Origin of the sequence: Bradyrhizobium sp. McL0615, assembly GCF_049993905.1 — a bacterium.
Taxonomy (GTDB): Bacteria; Pseudomonadota; Alphaproteobacteria; order Rhizobiales; family Xanthobacteraceae; genus Bradyrhizobium.
The window spans coordinates 8,442,113-8,460,292 of record NZ_CP188254.1; the positions used below are offsets into that span (position 1 = coordinate 8,442,113).

Consider the following 18,180-nt stretch of genomic DNA (forward strand, 5'->3'; position numbering starts at 1 on the left):
ACAGATGTCCGCATTCGACAAATATCCGCTGGGGAAGCCCGCTTTCGTCACCCACATTCTGGATCGCGCCGCGCATCTGCGCACCAATGACGAAAAACTGTTCGCGCTGGAGGGCCAGCGCAACGCCGGCGCCTATGTGATCTATCGCGACTCGCTTCTGGTGAAGCAGGAAGCCGATGGGCCGCGCGTGCTGCTCGGCCTCGACGAGGCGGTGAAACTCGGCGCCAATCCCGGTACGGTCTTTCTGGGGCTGCGTGACGGCGCGCCGGTTTTCGGCATGGGCATTTCGGCCACCGCGGTCGAGAAGCTGATCACGCGCGCCGACGTCGCCGTGACCGAGCTGCGCGGCATGGCGATGCAGGGCACGGTGCCGCCGGAACAGCTCTCCGCCATCGCGATGGCGAAATCGATGGTGACCTGGCATCAGCGCCACGGCTTCTGCGCCAATTGCGGCACCCGCACCGCGATGAAGGAAGGCGGCTGGAAGCGCGAGTGCCCGAGCTGCAAGGCCGAGCATTTTCCGCGCACCGACCCGGTCGTGATCATGCTGGTCACATCGGGCGAGAAATGCCTGCTCGGCCGGCAGAAGCAGTTCATGCCCGGGATGTGGTCGTGCCTGGCCGGCTTCGTCGAAGCGGCCGAGACCATCGAGGACGCGGTCCGCCGCGAGATTTTCGAGGAATCCGGCATCCGCTGCACGGACGTCAGCTATTACATGACGCAGCCATGGCCCTATCCGTCATCGCTGATGATCGGATGCGCGGCGCGCGCCCTCAACGAGGATATCGTAGTGGATCGCGCCGAACTCGAGGACGCCCGCTGGTTCGATCGCGACGAAGTCGCGCTGATGCACCGGCGCGAACATCCTGACGGCTTATTTGCGGCGCATCCGTTTGCGATTGCGCACCATCTGATCGGACGCTGGGTGCATGGAGGAAACGAAACGGGCGCATAGCGGGAACCGTCCATGGACCAGTCGATTAACTCCGGACGGTGGTTCCGGCTATAGGCGGAACCAACATGACGGATTCCCGGATGAACTTTCAAGACAAAGCACCCAAAATCGCGCCGCGCATTCTCTGCATCGGCATGCCGGTGCGCGACCTCACCTTTCATACGCCGGGTGTTCCCGGGCGCGGTTCAAAGGAGAACGCCACCGCCTTCGACGAAATCTGCGGCGGCAACGCGCTCAATGGCGCGATCGGCATTGTTCGGCTCGGTGGCCGCGCCTCGATCTGCGGGCCGATGGGCGATGCCAAGGAAACATCGAGCCGCTTCATCTTCGATCAGATGGCGCATGAGGGCATCGAGACGAAACATCTCATTCACATGCCGGGGCTGGTGACGCCGATCTCGGCGGTGATGATTGATCCTTCCGGCGAGCGCACCATCGTGACCTTCCGCGATCCGGAACTGTGGCACGTGAAATTGCCCGACTTCGACACGCTGCTGGACGACTGCGCCGCCATTCTCACCGAGAGCCGCTGCGCCGAATTCTGCACCGAGCTTTGCGCCGAGGCTATCAAGCGCGGTATTCCCGTGATCGTCGACGTCGATCGCGCGATGTCGCTGCGCGAGGGTCTGCTGAACGCTTCCTCCCACCTGATATTCTCAAGCGAGCCGCTGCAGGAGACCGCTGATGTCACCGACGACGCCCAGGCGCTGAAGAAGATCGCCAAACTGACCCCGTCGTTCGTGGCGGGGACCCGGGGTCCAAGGGGCACGATCTGGCTCGACCAGAACGGGCAGATCCAGGAAACCCCGGCCTTCCCGGTGCATACGGTGGACACCCTCGGCGCCGGAGACGTCTTCCACGGCGCGTTTGCGCTGGCCATCACCGAGAAGCAGGAATTGCGGCAGGCGCTGCGATTCGCCTCCGCTGCTGCAGCGCTGAAATGCACGCGCTTCGGGGGTGCCTTCGCTGCTCCGCAACGTGCTGAAGTTGAAGAGCTTTTGAGCCACGGCCAGGTTGCGGACCGGGCCTCGACTGGCCAATAGATGGGCTTGCTATAGAAGAATTTTCTATATATGAGGGTATCAAACCTCCTGTATGGAACTTTCTTCTCATGACCGACCTAGCCATTCAGCTCCCTGAAGCCAACCGCCGCCTGGACGCCATCGACCGCAAGATCCTGACCGTGCTGCAGGAGGACGCCTCCCTGTCGGTTGCCGAGATCGGCGACCGGGTCGGGCTGTCGTCGACGCCGTGCTGGAAGCGGATCCAGCGGCTGGAAGCCGACGGCGTGATTCTGCGCCGGGTCGCGCTGGTCGACCAGAACAAGATCGGGCTCGGCATTTCCGTGTTCGTCTCGGTTGAGAGCTCCGACCATTCGGAAGCCTGGCTGAAGACCTTCGCCAGCGCGGTCAGCGCCATGCCCGAGGTGATGGAGTTCTACCGAATGGCCGGCGACGTCGATTACATGCTGCGCGTCGTGGTCGCCAACATGGCGAGCTATGACGTGTTCTACAAGAAGCTGATCAGCGCCGTGCCGTTGAAGAACGTGACCTCGCGCTTTGCGATGGAGAAGATCAAGTCGGTGACCGCACTGCCGGTGCCGGCGGCGTAAGTAACCTCCGTAATTCTACGGAGCCGGTCCGTTCACCGAACATTAGCCCTGTGTCCATAGACACGGGGGATGGGTCGGAATGTCACACTCAGCTACCAATGGCCCGCATGGCTCAACGCCGTGCTGTTGCTGATCGCCAGCTTCATCGGCGTCGCAGCGCTGTCTTTTCAGGCCCGTCCAGGTACCGAAGTCGTGGCCGTCGCATTTCCCGTTTGGTGGGATTCTCAGCAGGCCTTCTCGGCCGCCGCTTCAGCCAATGCTGCCATCGTCCGCGTGACCGCCGTTCCATCGCTGCTGGTGGTGCGGCCCGACGGCGCTGAGGGATTGTCACGGCTGCACGAGGCCGGGGCTTGGTTCGCGATCGATCCGCAAGCGGTCGCGGCCTGTTTCACGAATAGACCGGCCATTTGATGAATGCATATTGGGGAATACGGAAATGACCATTGAAAGCGATGATCTCGCGGCTTTGCGCGAAACCACCAGCAAGGCCTTGCTCGGACTGCTTTGGCTTCATGTCCCTATCGCGCTCGCCATCGGCTTGATGCGCGATAATGGCTGGCTGGCGCCAACTGCATTCATGGCTGCGATGGCGATTGCGGCGACCGTATCATGGGCCAGCTCGGGCAACGGTCTCTCGACCCGCCTGACCTTCGCGATCGCGCTGATGGGTGGCGCTTCGGTGTTCACCTACCAACTGGCCGGACATCCCTGGCAGCCCGATACGCATATGTACTTCTTCGCCGCCCTGGCTTGTCTGGCCGCCTATTGCGACTACCGCCCGATCCTCGCCGGCGCGGCCGCGGTCGCGCTGCATCACTGGTGCTGAACTTCCTGCTTCCGGCAGCGGTCTATCCCGGCGGCGCCGATCTCGGCCGCGTCGTTCTTCACGCCGTCATTCTTCTGATCGAAGCCGGCGTGCTGAGCTGGCTGGCGGTGAAGCTGTCCGGCCTGTTCGAGACGACCGCTCAGAAGACCGCCGAGGCGGAAGCGGCAAATGCCGCCGAAGCCCGAGCCAATATCGACCGGATGACCGCCGAGCGGCAGGCCAAGCAGGACGGCGACGCGGCGCGCCGCGAACTCGCCGCGGGCTTCGAGCGCAAGATCGGTGGCATCGTCGAGGCGGTCACGATTGCCGCAACGAAAATACAGGGCCTGTCATCGACCATGAGCGGCAGCAATGCGGAAACGACACGCCAGACGGCTGCCGCTGCGACCGCCTCGAACCAGGCTTCTACCAATGTCGAGACGGTCGCATCCGCTACGGAAGAACTCACCGCGTCGATCAACAGCATCGCTCAGCAAGTGACCCGTTCGGCGGAAATCGCGGCCAAGGCCGCGGATGAAGCGCGCCGCACCAATACCGTGGTCGAGGGACTTGCGTCGGGCACGCAAAAGATCGGTGAGGTGGTGACGCTGATCCAGAATATCGCCAGCCAGACCAACCTGCTCGCCCTGAACGCCACGATCGAGGCGGCCCGTGCGGGCGAGCATGGCAGGGGATTCGCCGTGGTGGCGAGTGAAGTAAAGGCGCTGGCCAATCAGACCGCCAAGGCGACGGAGGAAATTTCCGCGCAGGTACAGGATATTCAGAACGCCACGGGCGAAGCCGTCAACGCCATCCAGGTCATCGGCGGCACGATCGCCGAGATCGACGAAATATCGAGCCAGATCGCCGCCGCTGTCGAGCAGCAAGGCGCCGCGACGCAGGAGATCGCCGGCAACGTGCTGCAGGCAGCGAATGGCACCAAGGAAGTCAACGCCAACATCCACAGCGTCTCGCAAGCCTCCGAGCAATCCGGCAGGGCGGCGTCGACCCTGCAGGAAGCCGCGAACGGATTGTCGTCGCAGTCCGAGCGCCTGAAAGCCGAGGTCGGCAGTTTCCTCAACTCGCTGCGCGTTGCATAAGAATTAGAAGACGCTGTCATCGCCCGCGAAAGCGGGCGATCCAGTATTCCAGAGACGTCAGCGATCTAATCGAGAAGCTGCTGGATCCCCGCCTGCGCGGGAATGACGGCACCTTGTACGAACGTCGCCTGCGTCAAATCTTCTGATTATACGCGCCGACTTCCGGATGCGTGCGCAGCACCGAATCCATCGCCTCGAACATGTCGCGCATCCGCTGCTCGCTCACCGGACTCTCGACTACCACGACCAGTTCCGGCTTGTTGGATGAGGCCCGCACCAGGCCCCAGCTTCCGTCTTCGACGGTGACGCGCACGCCGTTGACGGTAACGAGGTCGCGGATCTTCTGGCCCGCGACGATGCCGCCCTTGTTCTGCAGCGCCTCAAAATGCTTCACCACGGCGTCGGCGACGCCGTATTTGGTTTCGTCCGCACAATGCGGCGACATCGTCGGCGACGACCAGGTTTTCGGCAGCGCGTCCTTCAGGTCGGCCATCGACTTGCCGGATGCGCGGTCGAGCATCTCGCAGATCGCGATCGCCGAAACCAGCCCGTCGTCATAGCCGCGGCCGAACGGCTTGTTGAAGAAGAAGTGGCCGGATTTCTCGAACCCCGCCAACGCGCCCATCTCGTTGGTACGGCGCTTCATGTAGGAATGGCCGGTCTTCCAATAGGCGACCCTGGCGCCCTGCTTCTGCAGCACCGGGTCGGTCACGAACAATCCGGTGGATTTCACGTCGACCACGAATTGCGCATCCTTGTGGATCGCCGACATGTCGCGCGCCAGCATCACGCCAACCTTGTCGGCGAAGATTTCCTCACCGGTGTTGTCGACCACGCCACAGCGGTCACCATCGCCGTCGAAGCCCAGGCCGACATCGGCCTTGTGCGCGAGCACCGCGTCGCGGATCGCGTGCAGCATCTCCATGTCTTCGGGGTTCGGATTGTATTTCGGAAACGTATGGTCGAGCTCGGTGTCGAGCGGGATCACTTCGCAGCCGATCGCCTCCATCACCTGCGGCGCGAACGCGCCCGCCGTGCCGTTGCCACAGGCGACCACGACTTTCAGCTTGCGCTTGAGCTTCGGGCGTTTGGTGAGATCGGCGATATAGCGCGCTGGGAAATTCTCGTGGAATTGATAGGAGCCGCCGGCCTTGTTGTCGAACTCGGCGTTGAGCACGATCTGCTTCAGCCGCGTCATCTCGTCGGGACCGAAGGTGAGCGGGCGGTTGGCGCCCATCTTGACGCCGGTCCAGCCATTGTCGTTATGCGACGCCGTCACCATCGCGACGCAGGGCACGTCGAGATCGAACTGCGCGAAATAGGCCATCGGCGTTACTGCAAGCCCGATGTCGTGCACCTTGCAGCCCGCCGCCATCAGCCCGGAAATCAGCGCGTATTTGATCGAGGCCGAATAGCCGCGAAAATCGTGGCCGGTGACGATCTCCTGCTTGACGCCGAGTTCCTTGATCAGCGCGCCGAGGCCCATGCCCAGCGCCTGGATGCCCATCAGGTTGATTTCCTTCTCGAACAGCCAGCGCGCGTCGTATTCGCGAAAGCCGGTAGCCTTCACCATGGGTCCGGATTCGAACTCATAGGTATTTGGAACCAGCACGGATTTGGGCTTGGGGAACATGGGCTGCCTTGTCGTGAAAATGCTTACGGGAACACCGCAGCCTTAGCGAATACGCGGGCCGGGCGATAGGCGGGAATGGCGCCTCGTAGCAGCTAATTGAGGCAGCTTGGTAACTGGTAAACCTTACTGTTCCAGCACCATCTTGCCGTTGGCGTATTCGAACCGCTTCAGCTTCGACAGGAACGACAGGCCGAGCAGGTTCTCCGACAGCGCCTCGTCGGGCAGCACCACCGCGTCAACGTCACGCACCACGAGACCGCCGAGTTCGATCATCGGAAGCCGCGTGCGCGCGGCCTTGATGGTGCCGTTGGCGGTGGTGACGGTGGAATTGTAATCGCTGCGCGAGGGACGCAGGCCGAATTGCGCCGCGGACTTTTCGTTCAGCGCCACCAGCGAGGCGCCGGTGTCGATCATGAAATTGACGCGCTGACCGTCGATGCGGCCATCGGTCTGGAAATGACCGCGGGCGTCGCTGGGAATATCGAGGCTGCGGCCGGAGGCCTGCGCCACCGTTTCGGTGGAGGCTTTTTTCGGCGAAGTGCTGGCGGAGGCAGGTGCCAGCGACATCTTGTCCGCCATCTGCCCCATAAAGGTGCCAAGACCGACCAGGACGGCGGCAAGAATCATCAGGTTACGCATTACGCCACACTCGATTGCCAGACCGCCGATAACACCACGCCAGGGCCCAAGCCGCGACTTAGCGGTGGCGGCCGAGGCTGTCATTTTGACGAAAAGGATGAGTGAAGCGTTAACGACGGCGTCGTGAACCTCGCCCCGCTTGCGGGGAGAGGTCGGATTGCGAAGCAATCCGGGTGAGGGGGTACAGGTCTATCGAAAGAAATCAGCTCGTGGAGGGAGCCCCTCACCCCGACCCTCTCCCCGCAAGAGCGGGGCGAGGGAGCAAAGCCGTCACGTCCCGCGCGGCTTGACCCGCCGCGTCGGCAGCGCGTTGGCCGGGTCTTCCGGCCAGGGGTGGCGGGGATAGCGACCACGCAGGTCGGAGCGCACGGCCGCATAGCTGCCGCGCCAAAATCCTGGAAGGTCGCGGGTCACCTGCACCGGCCGTTGCGCCGGCGACAGCAATTCCAGCACCAGCGGCACAGCGCCTTTTGCAATGGAGGGGTGGACATTGAGCCCGAACAATTCCTGCAGGCGAACCGCAATGGTCGGGCCCTGCTCGGCCTCGTAATCGATCGCGAGCATGGTGCCGGTCGGCGCTTCGAAATGTGTCGGCGCTTCGCGCTCCAGCCGCGCGCGCAACTCCCACGGCAATAGCCCGATCAGCGCGTCGGAGAGATCACCGGGTGAAAGCTCCTTCAGCGAGGTCTTGTCGTAGAGAACCGGCACCAGCCAGTTCTCGCCGTCGGCGGCGAGCGCCGCGTCGGACAGATCGGGCCAGCTATCGCCTTCCGCCTTGCGCAGGAACATCACGCGGTCGCGCCATTGCTTCAGGGATTTCGACCATGGCAGCTTGTCGAGCCCTGCGGCGACCAATCCCGCGGCGAAGATGCGCGCGGTCTCTGCTGACGGCGACAGCGCGACCGGCGCTTCCGACAGCGTGATCGCGTGCAGCGTCCGCTTGCGGCGCCCGCGCAGCGCCATCGCGCCGCGATCGAACGAAATCTCTTCCCTGTCCTCGATCTGGTCGGCGAAGCGCGTTTCGATATCTTCCTGCGCGATCGGCGCCGCCAGCAGAATGCGCCCCTGGGCTGCCGTGCCGGTCAACTCGGCGACGGCGATATAGGGCGCGCGGGCCAGCGACGAGGTCTGCTCAACGGCGGCGCCACGGCCGTTGGCGAGCACAAAGCTGCCGTTGCCGCGATTGCGCGCGACCCGGTCAGGGAAGGCGAGTGCCAGCATGATGCCCGTGGTGGGTGAGATATCCTCGCTCGGCGGCCCCTCCGTCGAGGCCACCTGCTGTGCCCAGCGCTGTGCCAGACTGCGGGCGCTGGAAGCGCGCGGCGAGCGGTCGCGGCGGAACTGGTCGAGCCGGTGGTCGAGATCGACGCTGTCGCCACCGAGGCCGCGCTCGGTCAGGATCGCCGCGATGTCGGCCGCCTCCTCGCCCGCCCCCAGCCGATGCGAATCCACGATCATGCGCGCCAGCCGTGGCGGCAGCGCCAGCGCACGGAGACTCTGGCCTTCGGCGGTGATGCGGCCGTCGGAATCCAGCGCGCCGAGTTCACCAAGCAGGCTGTTGGCTTCCTTCAGCGCCGGCGCCGGCGGCGGGTCGAGAAACGCCAGCGTGGCAGGATCGCGGACGCCCCATTGCGCGAGATCAAGCACCAGCGACGAAAGATCGGCGGAAAGGATTTCAGGCTGGGTGTAGGCGGCGAGCGAGGCGGTCTGCGGCTCGTCCCATAACCGGTAGCACACGCCGGGCTCGGTACGGCCGGCACGCCCCCGGCGCTGGTCGACCGCGGCGCGCGAGGCGCGCACGGTCTCCAGCCGTGTCAGGCCGATGTCAGGCTCGTATCGCGGCACCCGCGCCAGACCGGAATCGACCACAATGCGGACGCCCTCGATGGTGAGCGAGGTCTCGGCAATCGAGGTCGCCAGCACGACCTTGCGTTGGCCCTTTGGCGCCGGCGCAATGGCGCGATCCTGCACGGCAGCATCGAGCGCGCCGAACAGCGGCACGATCTCGACGCTCGCATCATGCACTCGCTCGCCAAGAAAATTCTGCGTGCGGCGGATTTCGGCAGCGCCCGGCAGAAACGCCAGCACCGAGCCGGGATCGGTGCGCAGCGCGACAGCGATCGCATCCGCCATCTGCCGCTCGATCGGCGCATCCACCTTGCGGCCGAGATAGCGCGTCTCCACCGGAAAGGCGCGGCCTTCGCTCGCAACCACCGGCGCGTCGCCCAGCAATCTGCCGACCCGCGCGCCGTCAAGCGTCGCCGACATCACCAGGATGCGCAGATCCTCGCGCAAGCCGGTCTGCGCATCGCGCGCCAGCGCCAAGCCCAGATCGGCATCGAGCGAACGTTCGTGAAATTCGTCGAACAGCACGGCGGCGACGCCGTTCAGTTCGGGATCGTCCAGAATCTGCCGCGAGAAAATACCTTCGGTAACGACCTCGATGCGCGTCGCGCGCGATATCTTTGAACCGAAGCGAACGCGATAGCCGACCGTCTCCCCTGCCCGCTCGCCGAGCGTCCGCGCCATCCGTTCGGCGCTGGCGCGGGCCGCGATCCGCCGCGGCTCCAGCATGATGATCTTTTTGCCGTTCAGCCAGGGCGCGTCGAGCAGCGCCAACGGCACCCGTGTGGTCTTTCCGGCGCCGGGAGGCGCCACCAGCACGGCGGCATTGTTTGCTGTCAGCGTGTCCGCGAGCTGGTCCAGCACGACGTCGATCGGCAGGGGTGTGTCGAACGTAAGAGGCAATATCTCTGATCCGTCATCACCCGCGAAGGCGGGTGATCCAGTAAACGCAGACGTTTCTGATTACTAAGACCGCGCGTACTGGATACCCCGCCTGCGCGGGGTATGACAACAATAGTTACTTCTGCAGCTCAGACGTCCGGCCAATGCTCTCATACGTGAAACCTTGGGCCGCCATGTCCTCTGGACGATAGATGTTGCGCAAATCCACCACGACAGGCTGCGCCATCTCGCTCCTGATCCGATCCAGATCGAGCGCCCGGTACTGCACCCACTCGGTGACGATCACCATGGCGTCTGCCCCCTTCACGCAGTCGTAAGGGTCGTCGCAATATTCGATGTCCGGCAATTCCTTGCGCGCCTGCTCCATGCCGACCGGATCATGCGCGCGCACTTTCGCGCCCATGTCGAGCAGGCCCGTCACCAGCGGGATCGACGGCGCCTCGCGCATGTCGTCGGTGTCCGGCTTGAAGGTGAGGCCGAGCACCGCCACCGTCTTGCCGCGCAGGCTGCCGCCCGCCGCGTTGGAGACTTTCCGCGCCATCGCGCGCTTGCGGTTGTCGTTGACGCCGAGCACGGCCTCCACGATCCGCAACTGCACGTCATAGTCCTGTGCGACCTTGACCAGCGCGCGGATGTCCTTGGGAAAACAGGAACCGCCAAAACCCGGGCCGGCGTGCAGGAATTTCGTGCCGATGCGGTTGTCGAGCCCGATGCCGCGCGCGACTTCCTGGACGTCGGCGCCGACCTTTTCGGCAAGATCCGCCATCTCGTTGATGAAGGTGATCTTGGTGGCGAGGAACGCGTTCGCGGCGTATTTGATCAGCTCCGCCGTGCGCCGCGCCGTGAACATCAGCGGCGCCTGGTTGAGCGACAGCGGCCGGTAGACGTCGCCGAGCACCTTGCGCCCGCGCTCGTCCGACGTGCCGACCACGACACGGTCAGGGAATTTGAAGTCGCGGATCGCGGCGCCCTCGCGCAGGAACTCCGGATTGGAGGCGACCACCACGTCGGCCGACGGATTGGCTTCGCGGATCAGCCGCTCGACCTCGTCGCCGGTGCCGACCGGCACCGTGGATTTGGTGATGACGACCGTGAAGCCCGACAGCGCAGCTGCGATCTCGCGCGCGGCAGCGTACACGTAACTCAGGTCGGCATGGCCGTCGCCGCGCCGCGACGGGGTGCCGACCGCGATGAAGACGGCGTCGGCTTCCGCGACCGGCGCGGTCAGGTCGGTGGTGAAGTCCAGCCGCTTGGCCTTGACGTTGGAGGCGACCAGCGCGTCGAGCCCGGGTTCGAAGATCGGGATTTCGCCTCGGTGCAGGGCTTCGATCTTGCCGGCATCCTTGTCCACGCAGGTGACCTGGTGGCCGAAATCCGCAAAGCAGGCGCCGGATACCAGCCCCACATAGCCCGTGCCAATCATGGCGATTCGCATGAAAACAGTCCGTATCTAGCTATCTGGTCAAGACCAGATAGCCAGCCTTTCGTTTTGACGCATTTTCTTCACGCGAACCGGCATCCACTTCGCTCGAAAACGCTCTGTTGATGGTTAACGACAATCGCGATTTTGCGGGCGTCTTAGAGCATTTTTCAGCAAAGGGGAAACTGGAAAAAGCGAAGTAACCCGGCATGTCGTTTGTATGGATAAAGGAGAAAGCAACGGATCGGGCCGAAGATGCGGCCGCGTCGCGCCGAAAAGGGACACCGATGACTTTAAACGGTACAGCCGCCGGACCTGAGCGTTCCACCCGCATCGACTGGGTGGACTACGCCAAGGGCATCTGCATCATCATGGTGGTGATGATGCATTCGGTGCTCGGCGTGGAAAAGGCGGCCGGCGACACCGGTTTCATGCATGCGTTCGTCATGTTCGCGCAGCCGTTCCGGATGCCGGATTTCTTCCTGATTTCAGGCCTGTTTCTCGCCGTCGTGATCGACCGCGACTGGCGCACCTATCTCGACCGCAAGGTCGTCCACTTCGCTTACTTCTACGTGCTTTGGATGACGATCCAGTTCGGCTTCAAGGCACCTGGCTTCGCCGCCGAGAGCGGCTGGAGCCACGTCGGCTTCCTGTATCTGGAATCCTTCGTCGAGCCGTTCGGCACGCTATGGTTCATTTATCTGCTGCCGATGTTCTTCGTCGTCACAAAACTGTCACGCGGCACCCCCGCCATGGCGGTCTGGCTTGTCGCCGCGGCGCTGGAGACGGCGCATGTCGCGACCGGCTGGACGGTCATCGACGAGTTCTGCGCGCGCTTCGTCTATTTCTATTCCGGCTATCTGTTCGCTTCCTACGTGTTCGCGCTGGCGGATCGTTCGCGAGAGAAGCCCGCATTGGCATTGGCCGGGCTGGCGCTATGGACGCTCGTCAATGGCGGCCTCGTAATGGGCGACTTCAGCCATTGGCCGCTTGTCTCACTCGCGCTTGGGTTTGCGGGCGCGTGCGCCATCATCGTGATGGGCACGCTGCTGGCGCGCATGCAGTGGCTCAACTTCCTGCGCTATTGCGGCGAACATTCCATCGTCATCTATCTCGCCTTCTTCCTGCCGATGGCGGTCACCCGAACGCTCCTGCTGAAGACCGGCGTGATCACCGATATCGGGACGATTTCCCTGATCGTCACCGTCGCGGGCGTTGTGGGCGCTGTGGTGATCTGGCGACTGGCGCTGGCGCTACGCGCCGACTTCCTGTTCGAGCGCCCCGCCGCCTTCTGGATCGCACCGAAAAAGGCCGCCCCGGCGTTGCAGCCCGCGGAATAGAATTGCTTCGTAGCCCGGATGGAGCGCAGCGCAATCCGGGAAGTCTAGCAGCCGGCGAGAATCCCGGATTGCGCTGCGCTCCATCCGGGCTACGGGACCGACAATTTGGCTGTGCGGTAGCGGCCAAAATCCGCCTCCCAAGGCTGTCAATCCCGCTCAAAAATCCCTAAATTTCGGCCATGCCGAAATCAGCCCCCAAAGCCGCCGCAAAACCCGTTCCCGCCAAACCCCCTGCCAAGGCTGACGCGAAGCCGCCAGCCAAGCAAACAGGCAAGGGCGACCATGTGTTCCTGGTCGACGGTTCCGGCTACATCTTCCGCGCCTATCACGCGCTGCCGCCCTTGAACCGCAAATCCGACGGGCTGCAGGTCAATGCGGTGCTCGGCTTCTGCAACATGCTGTGGAAGCTGCTCCGCGACATGCCCCAGGATGACCGGCCGACGCATCTGGCGATCATCTTCGACAAATCCGAGATCACGTTCCGCAACAAGCTCTATCCTGATTACAAGGCGCACCGGCCGCCGGCGCCCGACGACCTGATCCCGCAATTCGCGCTGATCCGCGAGGCGGTGCGCGCGTTCGACCTGCCCTGCCTCGAACAGGTCGGCTTCGAGGCCGACGATCTGATCGCGACCTATGCGCGACTGGCCGGCGAGCGCGGCGCGACCACCACCATCGTCTCCTCCGACAAGGATCTGATGCAGCTCGTGACCGACAAGGTCACGATGTACGACACCATGAAGGACCGCCGTATCGGCATTCCCGAAGTGATCGAGAAATTCGGCGTGCCGCCGGAGAAGGTGGTCGAGGTGCAGGCGCTGGCCGGCGATTCCACCGACAATGTGCCGGGCGTGCCCGGCATCGGCGTCAAGACCGCGGCGCAGTTGATCGTGGAATATGGCGACCTCGAACAGTTGCTGTTCCGCGCCGGCGAGATCAAGCAGCCGAAACGGCGCGAGTCCCTGCTCGAGAACGCCGAGAAGGCGCGGATCTCGCGGCAGCTCGTGCTGCTCGACGACAAGGTCGATCTCGAAGTGCCGCTCGACGAGCTCGCCGTGCACGAGCCCGATGCGCGCAAGCTGATCGCCTTCCTCAAGGCGATGGAGTTCTCCACCCTCACCCGCCGCGTCGCCGAATATTCGCAAGTAGATCCGGCCGACGTGGAGGCCGATGCGGGCAACAAGAGCGGCGCCAGCGTTTTCGCGGTGCCACCCTCCGGCGAGAGGCCGGAAGGCTATGCCGAGGGCGCGACACTGTTCGATGCCCCGCCCGCGCCCTCGAGCAAGGGTAAAGCGGCACCCGGCAAAGATGCCGACAAGCAGGACAAGGCCGCGAGCCCCAAGGGAACGCCGATCTCGCTTGCTGCAGCACGCGAGGAAGCCGCGCGAAAACTGCCGGTCGACCGCAGCAAGTATCAGACCATCCGCAACGCCGCCGAACTCAAGGCCTGGATCGCGCGCGCCTGGGACGCCGGTACTTTCGCGATCGACGCCATGGCGAACTCCGACGATCCGATGCAGGCCGACATCTGCGGCATTGCGCTGGCGCTGGCGCCGAACGACGCCTGCTACGTGCCGCTTGCCCACCGGCAGTCCGGCGACGGCGCGGGCCTGTTCGACGCCGGCCTTGCACCCGACCAGATCAAGGCAAGCGACGCGCTCGCCGCCTTGAAGCCGCTGCTGGAATCGCGGGGCATTCTCAAGATCGGCTTCAACATCAAGTTCAACGCCGTGATGCTGGCGCAGCACGGCATCACCGTGCGCAACATCGACGACGCACAGTTGATGTCGTATGCGCTCGACGCCGGGCGCAACTCGCATGCGTTGGAGTCGCTCGCCGAGCGCTGGTTCGCCCATGCCATGGTCAACTATGGCGAGCTGATCGGCAGCGGCAAGAACAAGCTCACCTTCGATCAGGTCGCGATCGACAGGGCAACCGCCTATTCGGCCGAAAGCGCCGACGTGATCCTAAGGCTGCAGCGCGTGCTGAAGCCGCGGCTCGCCGCCGAACACATGACGACGGTCTATGAAACCCTGGAACGGCCGCTGGTCAGCGTGCTGGCGCGGATGGAACGGCGCGGCATTTCGATCGACCGGCAGGTGCTGTCGCGGCTATCGGGCGATTTCGCCCAGACCGCAGCCCGCGTCGAGGCCGAGTTGCAGGAGATCGCGGGCGAACCGATCAATGTCGGTAGCCCCAAGCAAATCGGCGACATCATCTTCGGCAAGATGGGAATAACCGGCGGCACCAAGACCAAAACCGGCGCGTGGTCGACTTCGGCGCAGATCCTCGACGAACTCGCCGAGCAGGGCCATGAATTTCCAAAGAAAATTTTGGAATGGCGGCAGGTGTCGAAACTGAAATCGACCTACACCGACGCGCTGCCGAATTACGTGCATCCGCAGACCCACCGCGTCCACACCACCTACGCGCTGGCCGCGACCACCACGGGGCGGCTGTCGTCGAACGAGCCGAACCTGCAGAACATTCCTGTTCGTACCGAGGACGGTCGAAAAATCCGTCGCGCCTTTATCGCGACGCCCGGCCACAAGCTGGTGTCGGCGGACTACTCGCAGATCGAATTGCGGCTCCTGGCCGAGATCGCCGACATCCCCGTGCTGAAGCAGGCCTTCCGCGACGGCCTCGACATTCACGCCATGACGGCTTCCGAAATGTTCGGCGTGCCGATCAAGGACATGCCGGGCGAGGTGCGCCGCCGCGCCAAGGCGATCAATTTTGGCATCATCTACGGCATCTCGGCGTTCGGCCTCGCCAACCAGCTCGGCATCGCCCGCGAGGAAGCCTCGGCCTACATCAAGAAGTACTTTGAGCGCTTCCCGGGCATCCGCGCCTATATGGACGAGACTAGGGAATCATGCCGCAAGAACGGCTATGTCACCACGCTGTTTGGCCGCAAGATGTACTACCCCGAGATCAAGGCCTCGAACGCATCGGTTCGCGCCTTCAACGAGCGGGCGTCGATCAATGCGCGCCTGCAAGGCACCGCCGCCGACATCATCCGCCGCGCCATGATCCGGATGGAAGACGCGCTGGCGGAGAAGAAGCTCTCGGCGCAGATGCTGTTGCAGGTGCATGACGAATTGATCTTCGAGGTGCCCGACAACGAGGTGGCGGCGACGCTGCCGGTGGTGCAGCACGTCATGCAGGACGCGCCGTTCCCGGCGGTGCTGCTGTCGCTACCGCTGCAGGTCGACGCGCGGGCGGCGAATAATTGGGACGAGGCGCATTAGTTTTCCAGGCGCAGTTGCTCCTTAACCTCGCCCCGCTTGCGGGGAGAGGTCGGATCGCCCTTGCGATCCGGGTGAGGGGGTACAGGTCTCTCTGCTTGCAGAGCTCGCGGATAGAGCCCCTCACCCCAACCCTCTCCCCGCAAGAGCGGGGCGAGGGAGCACTTCCGACGCGGCTCCAACGAAATGTCCTCCGAGCAATATACCAAATGACATCGCGGCCTGATGCGAGTTAGAAAAACGCGCATCCTCCCGCGAGTCTCCCATGCCTCACATTGCAACGCTGCTCGGTTTCGCGCTGGTCTCGCTCGGCATCGTGCTGACGCCGGGGCCGAACATGATCTATTTGATCTCCCGCTCGATCACGCAAGGCCCGGCGGCCGGGATCGTGTCGCTCGGCGGGGTCGCGCTCGGCTTTGTGTTCTACATGCTGTGCGCGGCGTTCGGCATCACCGCATTGTTGTTTGCGGTGCCTTACGCCTATGACGCGCTGCGCTTTGCCGGTGCCGCCTATCTGCTCTGGCTGGCGTGGCAGGCCGTCAAGCCGAACGGACGCTCGCCGTTTCAGGTGAAGAAGCTGCAGGTTGACGGCCCGCGCAAATTGTTCGCGATGGGGTTCGTCACCAATCTCCTCAATCCGAAGATCGCGATGCTTTATCTGGCGCTGCTGCCGCAGTTCATCGATCCGACTGTCGGTAGCGTACTGACGCAGTCGCTGGTGCTGGGCTCGATCCAGACCGTCATCAGTGTCGGCGTCAACGCGATGATCGCGCTTGCCGCAGGCTCCCTCGCACTCTTCCTCGGCACGCGGCCGACATGGCTGTTGCTGCAGCGCTGGCTGATGGGAACGGTGCTGGCGGGGCTTGCGGTGAAATTGGCGTTCGAGGCCAAGCGAGCGTGAGACCGGGCTCGTCATGCCCCGCGAAGGCGGGGCATCCAGTACGCCGCGGGCTCTCGGCTGATTACGAATTTCCCGGAGTACTGGATCACCCGCCTTCGCGGGTGATGACAGCAACGCCCTTCAATCCAGCTTCGCTTCCATGCCGCGCTTGGTGGCCGGGCGGGCCATCAGCGTGTTGTACCAGCGCTCGACGTTCGGAAAGTCTTTCAGCTCGACCTTGTGGCGCGGGTGGCGCCAGGCCCAGCCGAGGATGGCGAAGTCGGCAACCGACAGGGCACCGGCGACGAATTCGCGGTCTGCAAGCCGCCGGTCCAGCACGCCATAGAGCCGGCGCGTCTCGGCCATGTAGCGCTTGACGCCGTAGGCGCGGTCGGTTTCGTTCTCCAGCGCGATGAAATGGTGCACCTGGCCCGGCATCGGCCCGAAACCGCCCATCTGCCACATCAGCCATTCATAGACCGGGATACGCTCCGCCAGCGGTTTCGGCAGGAACTTGCCGGTTTTCTCGCCGAGATAGAGCAGGATCGCGCCGGACTCGAAGATGCTGACCGGCTTGCCGCCGGGGCCGTCGGGATCGACGATCGCGGGAATCTTGTTGTTCGGACTGATCTTGAGGAAGCCGGGCGCCATCTGCTCGCCCTTGGTGATGTTCACCGGGATCACCTTGTAGGCCAGCCCCATTTCCTCCAGCGCGACCGAGATCTTGCGGCCGTTCGGCGTGTTCCAGGTGTGCAGTTCGATCGTCATTTTTACGGTTTCCCCCACAAAGGCTTGGGTCTCCGTACCCCGGAACCTCCGGGCCTTACAACCCGCGCTTTCGACGGGGCGCCCCTGCGAAAGCAGGACGCATGCGCCGCTGTTGACGGCATGAGATCGGCGCTGGAATGTCCGGGGAAGCGCCGATAGATTGCGCCCCGCTCGAACCCCCGGGGAAACCGCCTTGTCCAAATCCGCCTCCCGCGCCCGCCTCGCCGAGATCATCCGCAAGCGTTCGTTCGGCCGCGGCGAGATCACACTGGCCTCGGGCCGCAAGAGCGACTTCTACTTCAACCTCAAGCCGACCATGCTCGACCCTGAAGGCGCGGCGCTGCTTGCCGAACTGACCTATGAGGCGCTGAAGGACGACAATCTCGATTTCGTCGGCGGGCTGGAAATGGGCGCAGTCCCGCTGGCGGGCGCGATCGCGCAGCTTTCCTGGATCAAGGGTCACCCGATCGCCGCGTTCTTCGTGCGCAAGAAGCCGAAGGAGCACGGCGCCCGCCTCGCGGTGGAGGGGCTCGCCAAGGGTGAGACCTTGCAGGGCAAGCGCATCGTCATCGTCGAGGACGTCACCACCACCGGCGGCTCGGCGCTGAAGGCGGCCGAGGCCGTGCGCGACGCCGGCGGCGAGATCGTGCTGGTGCTGACCATGGTCGACCGCGAGGAAGGCGCGACCGAGGCCTTTGCCGAGGTGGGCCTGGAGTTTCGGTCTCTCTACAAGGCGGGTGAGTTTTTGGAGGCGTAGTTGCTTTGTGCTCCCTCGCCCCGCTCTTGCGGGGAGAGGGTTGGGGTGAGGGGCCGCCTCCGCGAAGCAAGTGCGAGTTGACAGACCTGTACCCCCTCACCCGGATCGCAAGTGCGATCCGACCTCTCCCCGCAAGCGGGGCGAGGTAAGAAGAAAGCTGAAGCCCGCATTTCTTTTCCGCCTTCTCGCCCCCAGTAAAAGCTCATTTACCATCGCCCGTTAAGGTTACCCGAACTGAGGCCTTGGCGCTTCAGCGCGTTCGTTGCGTTGGGTGG

15 protein-coding genes are annotated in these 18,180 nt (G+C 63.9%); 10 read left to right on the forward strand and 5 right to left on the reverse strand.

Annotated features, from left to right (window positions below; all coding sequences use genetic code 11):
- Positions 1-4 precede the first annotated feature (4 nt).
- The 6 genes from nudC to ACPPVP_RS40745 all read left to right on the forward strand — a co-directional run bounded on the left by nudC (position 5) and on the right by ACPPVP_RS40745 (position 4,472).
- On the forward strand, positions 5-955 hold the full coding sequence (gene nudC, locus ACPPVP_RS40720) for an NAD(+) diphosphatase (RefSeq protein ID WP_426529378.1): 951 nt from the start codon (positions 5-7) through the stop codon (positions 953-955).
- A gap of 80 nt (positions 956-1,035) precedes the next feature.
- Positions 1,036-1,998, forward strand: coding sequence for a sugar kinase (locus ACPPVP_RS40725; RefSeq protein WP_426529380.1), 963 nt, complete (start codon positions 1,036-1,038; stop codon positions 1,996-1,998).
- A 68-nt stretch (positions 1,999-2,066) separates the two neighbouring features.
- On the forward strand, positions 2,067-2,567 hold the full coding sequence (locus tag ACPPVP_RS40730) for an Lrp/AsnC family transcriptional regulator (protein WP_426529382.1): 501 nt from the start codon (positions 2,067-2,069) through the stop codon (positions 2,565-2,567).
- A 120-nt stretch (positions 2,568-2,687) separates the two neighbouring features.
- Entirely contained in the window at positions 2,688-2,978 is a 291-nt protein-coding gene (locus ACPPVP_RS40735; protein WP_426529384.1) for a hypothetical protein, read from the forward strand.
- A 25-nt stretch (positions 2,979-3,003) separates the two neighbouring features.
- Positions 3,004-3,393: a hypothetical protein gene (locus ACPPVP_RS40740; RefSeq protein ID WP_426529389.1), complete on the forward strand. Its 390-nt coding sequence runs from the start codon at positions 3,004-3,006 to the stop codon at positions 3,391-3,393.
- A complete protein-coding gene (locus ACPPVP_RS40745; RefSeq protein ID WP_426529394.1) occupies positions 3,387-4,472 on the forward strand; it encodes a methyl-accepting chemotaxis protein in 1,086 nt (361 codons plus the stop codon). The genes ACPPVP_RS40740 and ACPPVP_RS40745 overlap by 7 nt, the downstream gene beginning before the upstream one ends.
- A gap of 133 nt (positions 4,473-4,605) precedes the next feature.
- Here the strand turns inward: ACPPVP_RS40745 and ACPPVP_RS40750 are convergent, their stop codons facing one another.
- The 4 genes from ACPPVP_RS40750 to ACPPVP_RS40765 all read right to left on the reverse strand — a co-directional run bounded on the left by ACPPVP_RS40750 (position 4,606) and on the right by ACPPVP_RS40765 (position 10,927).
- The gene (locus tag ACPPVP_RS40750) at positions 4,606-6,105 is read right to left on the reverse strand and encodes a phosphomannomutase/phosphoglucomutase (protein WP_426529396.1); all 1,500 of its coding nucleotides are present in this window, start codon (positions 6,103-6,105) and stop codon (positions 4,606-4,608) included.
- A 123-nt stretch (positions 6,106-6,228) separates the two neighbouring features.
- The gene (locus tag ACPPVP_RS40755; protein WP_426538326.1) at positions 6,229-6,732 is read right to left on the reverse strand and encodes a TIGR02281 family clan AA aspartic protease; all 504 of its coding nucleotides are present in this window, start codon (positions 6,730-6,732) and stop codon (positions 6,229-6,231) included.
- 282 nt (positions 6,733-7,014) lie between these two features.
- Positions 7,015-9,492 carry an ATP-dependent helicase HrpB gene (gene hrpB, locus ACPPVP_RS40760; protein ID WP_426529398.1) on the reverse strand — a complete coding sequence of 826 codons (2,478 nt, stop codon included), beginning with the start codon at positions 9,490-9,492 and terminating at the stop codon, positions 7,015-7,017.
- Positions 9,493-9,607: 115 nt separating this feature from the next.
- Entirely contained in the window at positions 9,608-10,927 is a 1,320-nt protein-coding gene (locus ACPPVP_RS40765) for a UDP-glucose dehydrogenase family protein (RefSeq protein WP_426529400.1), read from the reverse strand.
- A gap of 272 nt (positions 10,928-11,199) precedes the next feature.
- On the opposite strand from ACPPVP_RS40765, the gene ACPPVP_RS40770 reads away from it, so the two are divergent.
- The 3 genes from ACPPVP_RS40770 to ACPPVP_RS40780 all read left to right on the forward strand — a co-directional run bounded on the left by ACPPVP_RS40770 (position 11,200) and on the right by ACPPVP_RS40780 (position 16,401).
- Positions 11,200-12,252, forward strand: coding sequence for an acyltransferase family protein (locus ACPPVP_RS40770; RefSeq protein ID WP_426529402.1), 1,053 nt, complete (start codon positions 11,200-11,202; stop codon positions 12,250-12,252).
- A gap of 179 nt (positions 12,253-12,431) precedes the next feature.
- A complete protein-coding gene (polA, locus tag ACPPVP_RS40775; protein WP_426529404.1) occupies positions 12,432-15,503 on the forward strand; it encodes a DNA polymerase I in 3,072 nt (1,023 codons plus the stop codon).
- Between the two features lie 262 nt (positions 15,504-15,765).
- Entirely contained in the window at positions 15,766-16,401 is a 636-nt protein-coding gene (locus tag ACPPVP_RS40780) for a LysE family translocator (protein WP_426529406.1), read from the forward strand.
- A gap of 120 nt (positions 16,402-16,521) precedes the next feature.
- Here ACPPVP_RS40780 and ACPPVP_RS40785 read toward each other — a convergent pair whose 3' ends face one another.
- Positions 16,522-17,148, reverse strand: a complete 627-nt coding sequence (locus tag ACPPVP_RS40785) for a glutathione S-transferase family protein (protein WP_426529408.1) — start codon at positions 17,146-17,148, stop codon at positions 16,522-16,524.
- Positions 17,149-17,341: 193 nt separating this feature from the next.
- On the opposite strand from ACPPVP_RS40785, the gene pyrE reads away from it, so the two are divergent.
- Complete coding sequence (gene pyrE / locus ACPPVP_RS40790) at positions 17,342-17,905, forward strand: orotate phosphoribosyltransferase (RefSeq protein WP_426529410.1); 564 nt, start codon at positions 17,342-17,344, stop codon at positions 17,903-17,905.
- Positions 17,906-18,180 lie beyond the last annotated feature (275 nt).

Coding starts and splice junctions, on each gene's coding strand:
- polA (WP_426529404.1), top strand. CDS start 12,432: ATGCCGAAATCAGCCCCCAAAGCCGCCGCAAAACCCGTTCCCGCCAAA.
- ACPPVP_RS40750 (WP_426529396.1), bottom strand. CDS start 6,105: ATGTTCCCCAAGCCCAAATCCGTGCTGGTTCCAAATACCTATGAGTTC.
- nudC (WP_426529378.1), top strand. CDS start 5: ATGTCCGCATTCGACAAATATCCGCTGGGGAAGCCCGCTTTCGTCACC.
- ACPPVP_RS40725 (WP_426529380.1), top strand. CDS start 1,036: ATGAACTTTCAAGACAAAGCACCCAAAATCGCGCCGCGCATTCTCTGC.
- ACPPVP_RS40785 (WP_426529408.1), bottom strand. CDS start 17,148: ATGACGATCGAACTGCACACCTGGAACACGCCGAACGGCCGCAAGATC.
- ACPPVP_RS40780 (WP_426529406.1), top strand. CDS start 15,766: ATGCCTCACATTGCAACGCTGCTCGGTTTCGCGCTGGTCTCGCTCGGC.
- ACPPVP_RS40765 (WP_426529400.1), bottom strand. CDS start 10,927: ATGCGAATCGCCATGATTGGCACGGGCTATGTGGGGCTGGTATCCGGC.
- ACPPVP_RS40730 (WP_426529382.1), top strand. CDS start 2,067: ATGACCGACCTAGCCATTCAGCTCCCTGAAGCCAACCGCCGCCTGGAC.
- ACPPVP_RS40740 (WP_426529389.1), top strand. CDS start 3,004: ATGACCATTGAAAGCGATGATCTCGCGGCTTTGCGCGAAACCACCAGC.
- ACPPVP_RS40770 (WP_426529402.1), top strand. CDS start 11,200: ATGACTTTAAACGGTACAGCCGCCGGACCTGAGCGTTCCACCCGCATC.
- ACPPVP_RS40755 (WP_426538326.1), bottom strand. CDS start 6,732: ATGATTCTTGCCGCCGTCCTGGTCGGTCTTGGCACCTTTATGGGGCAG.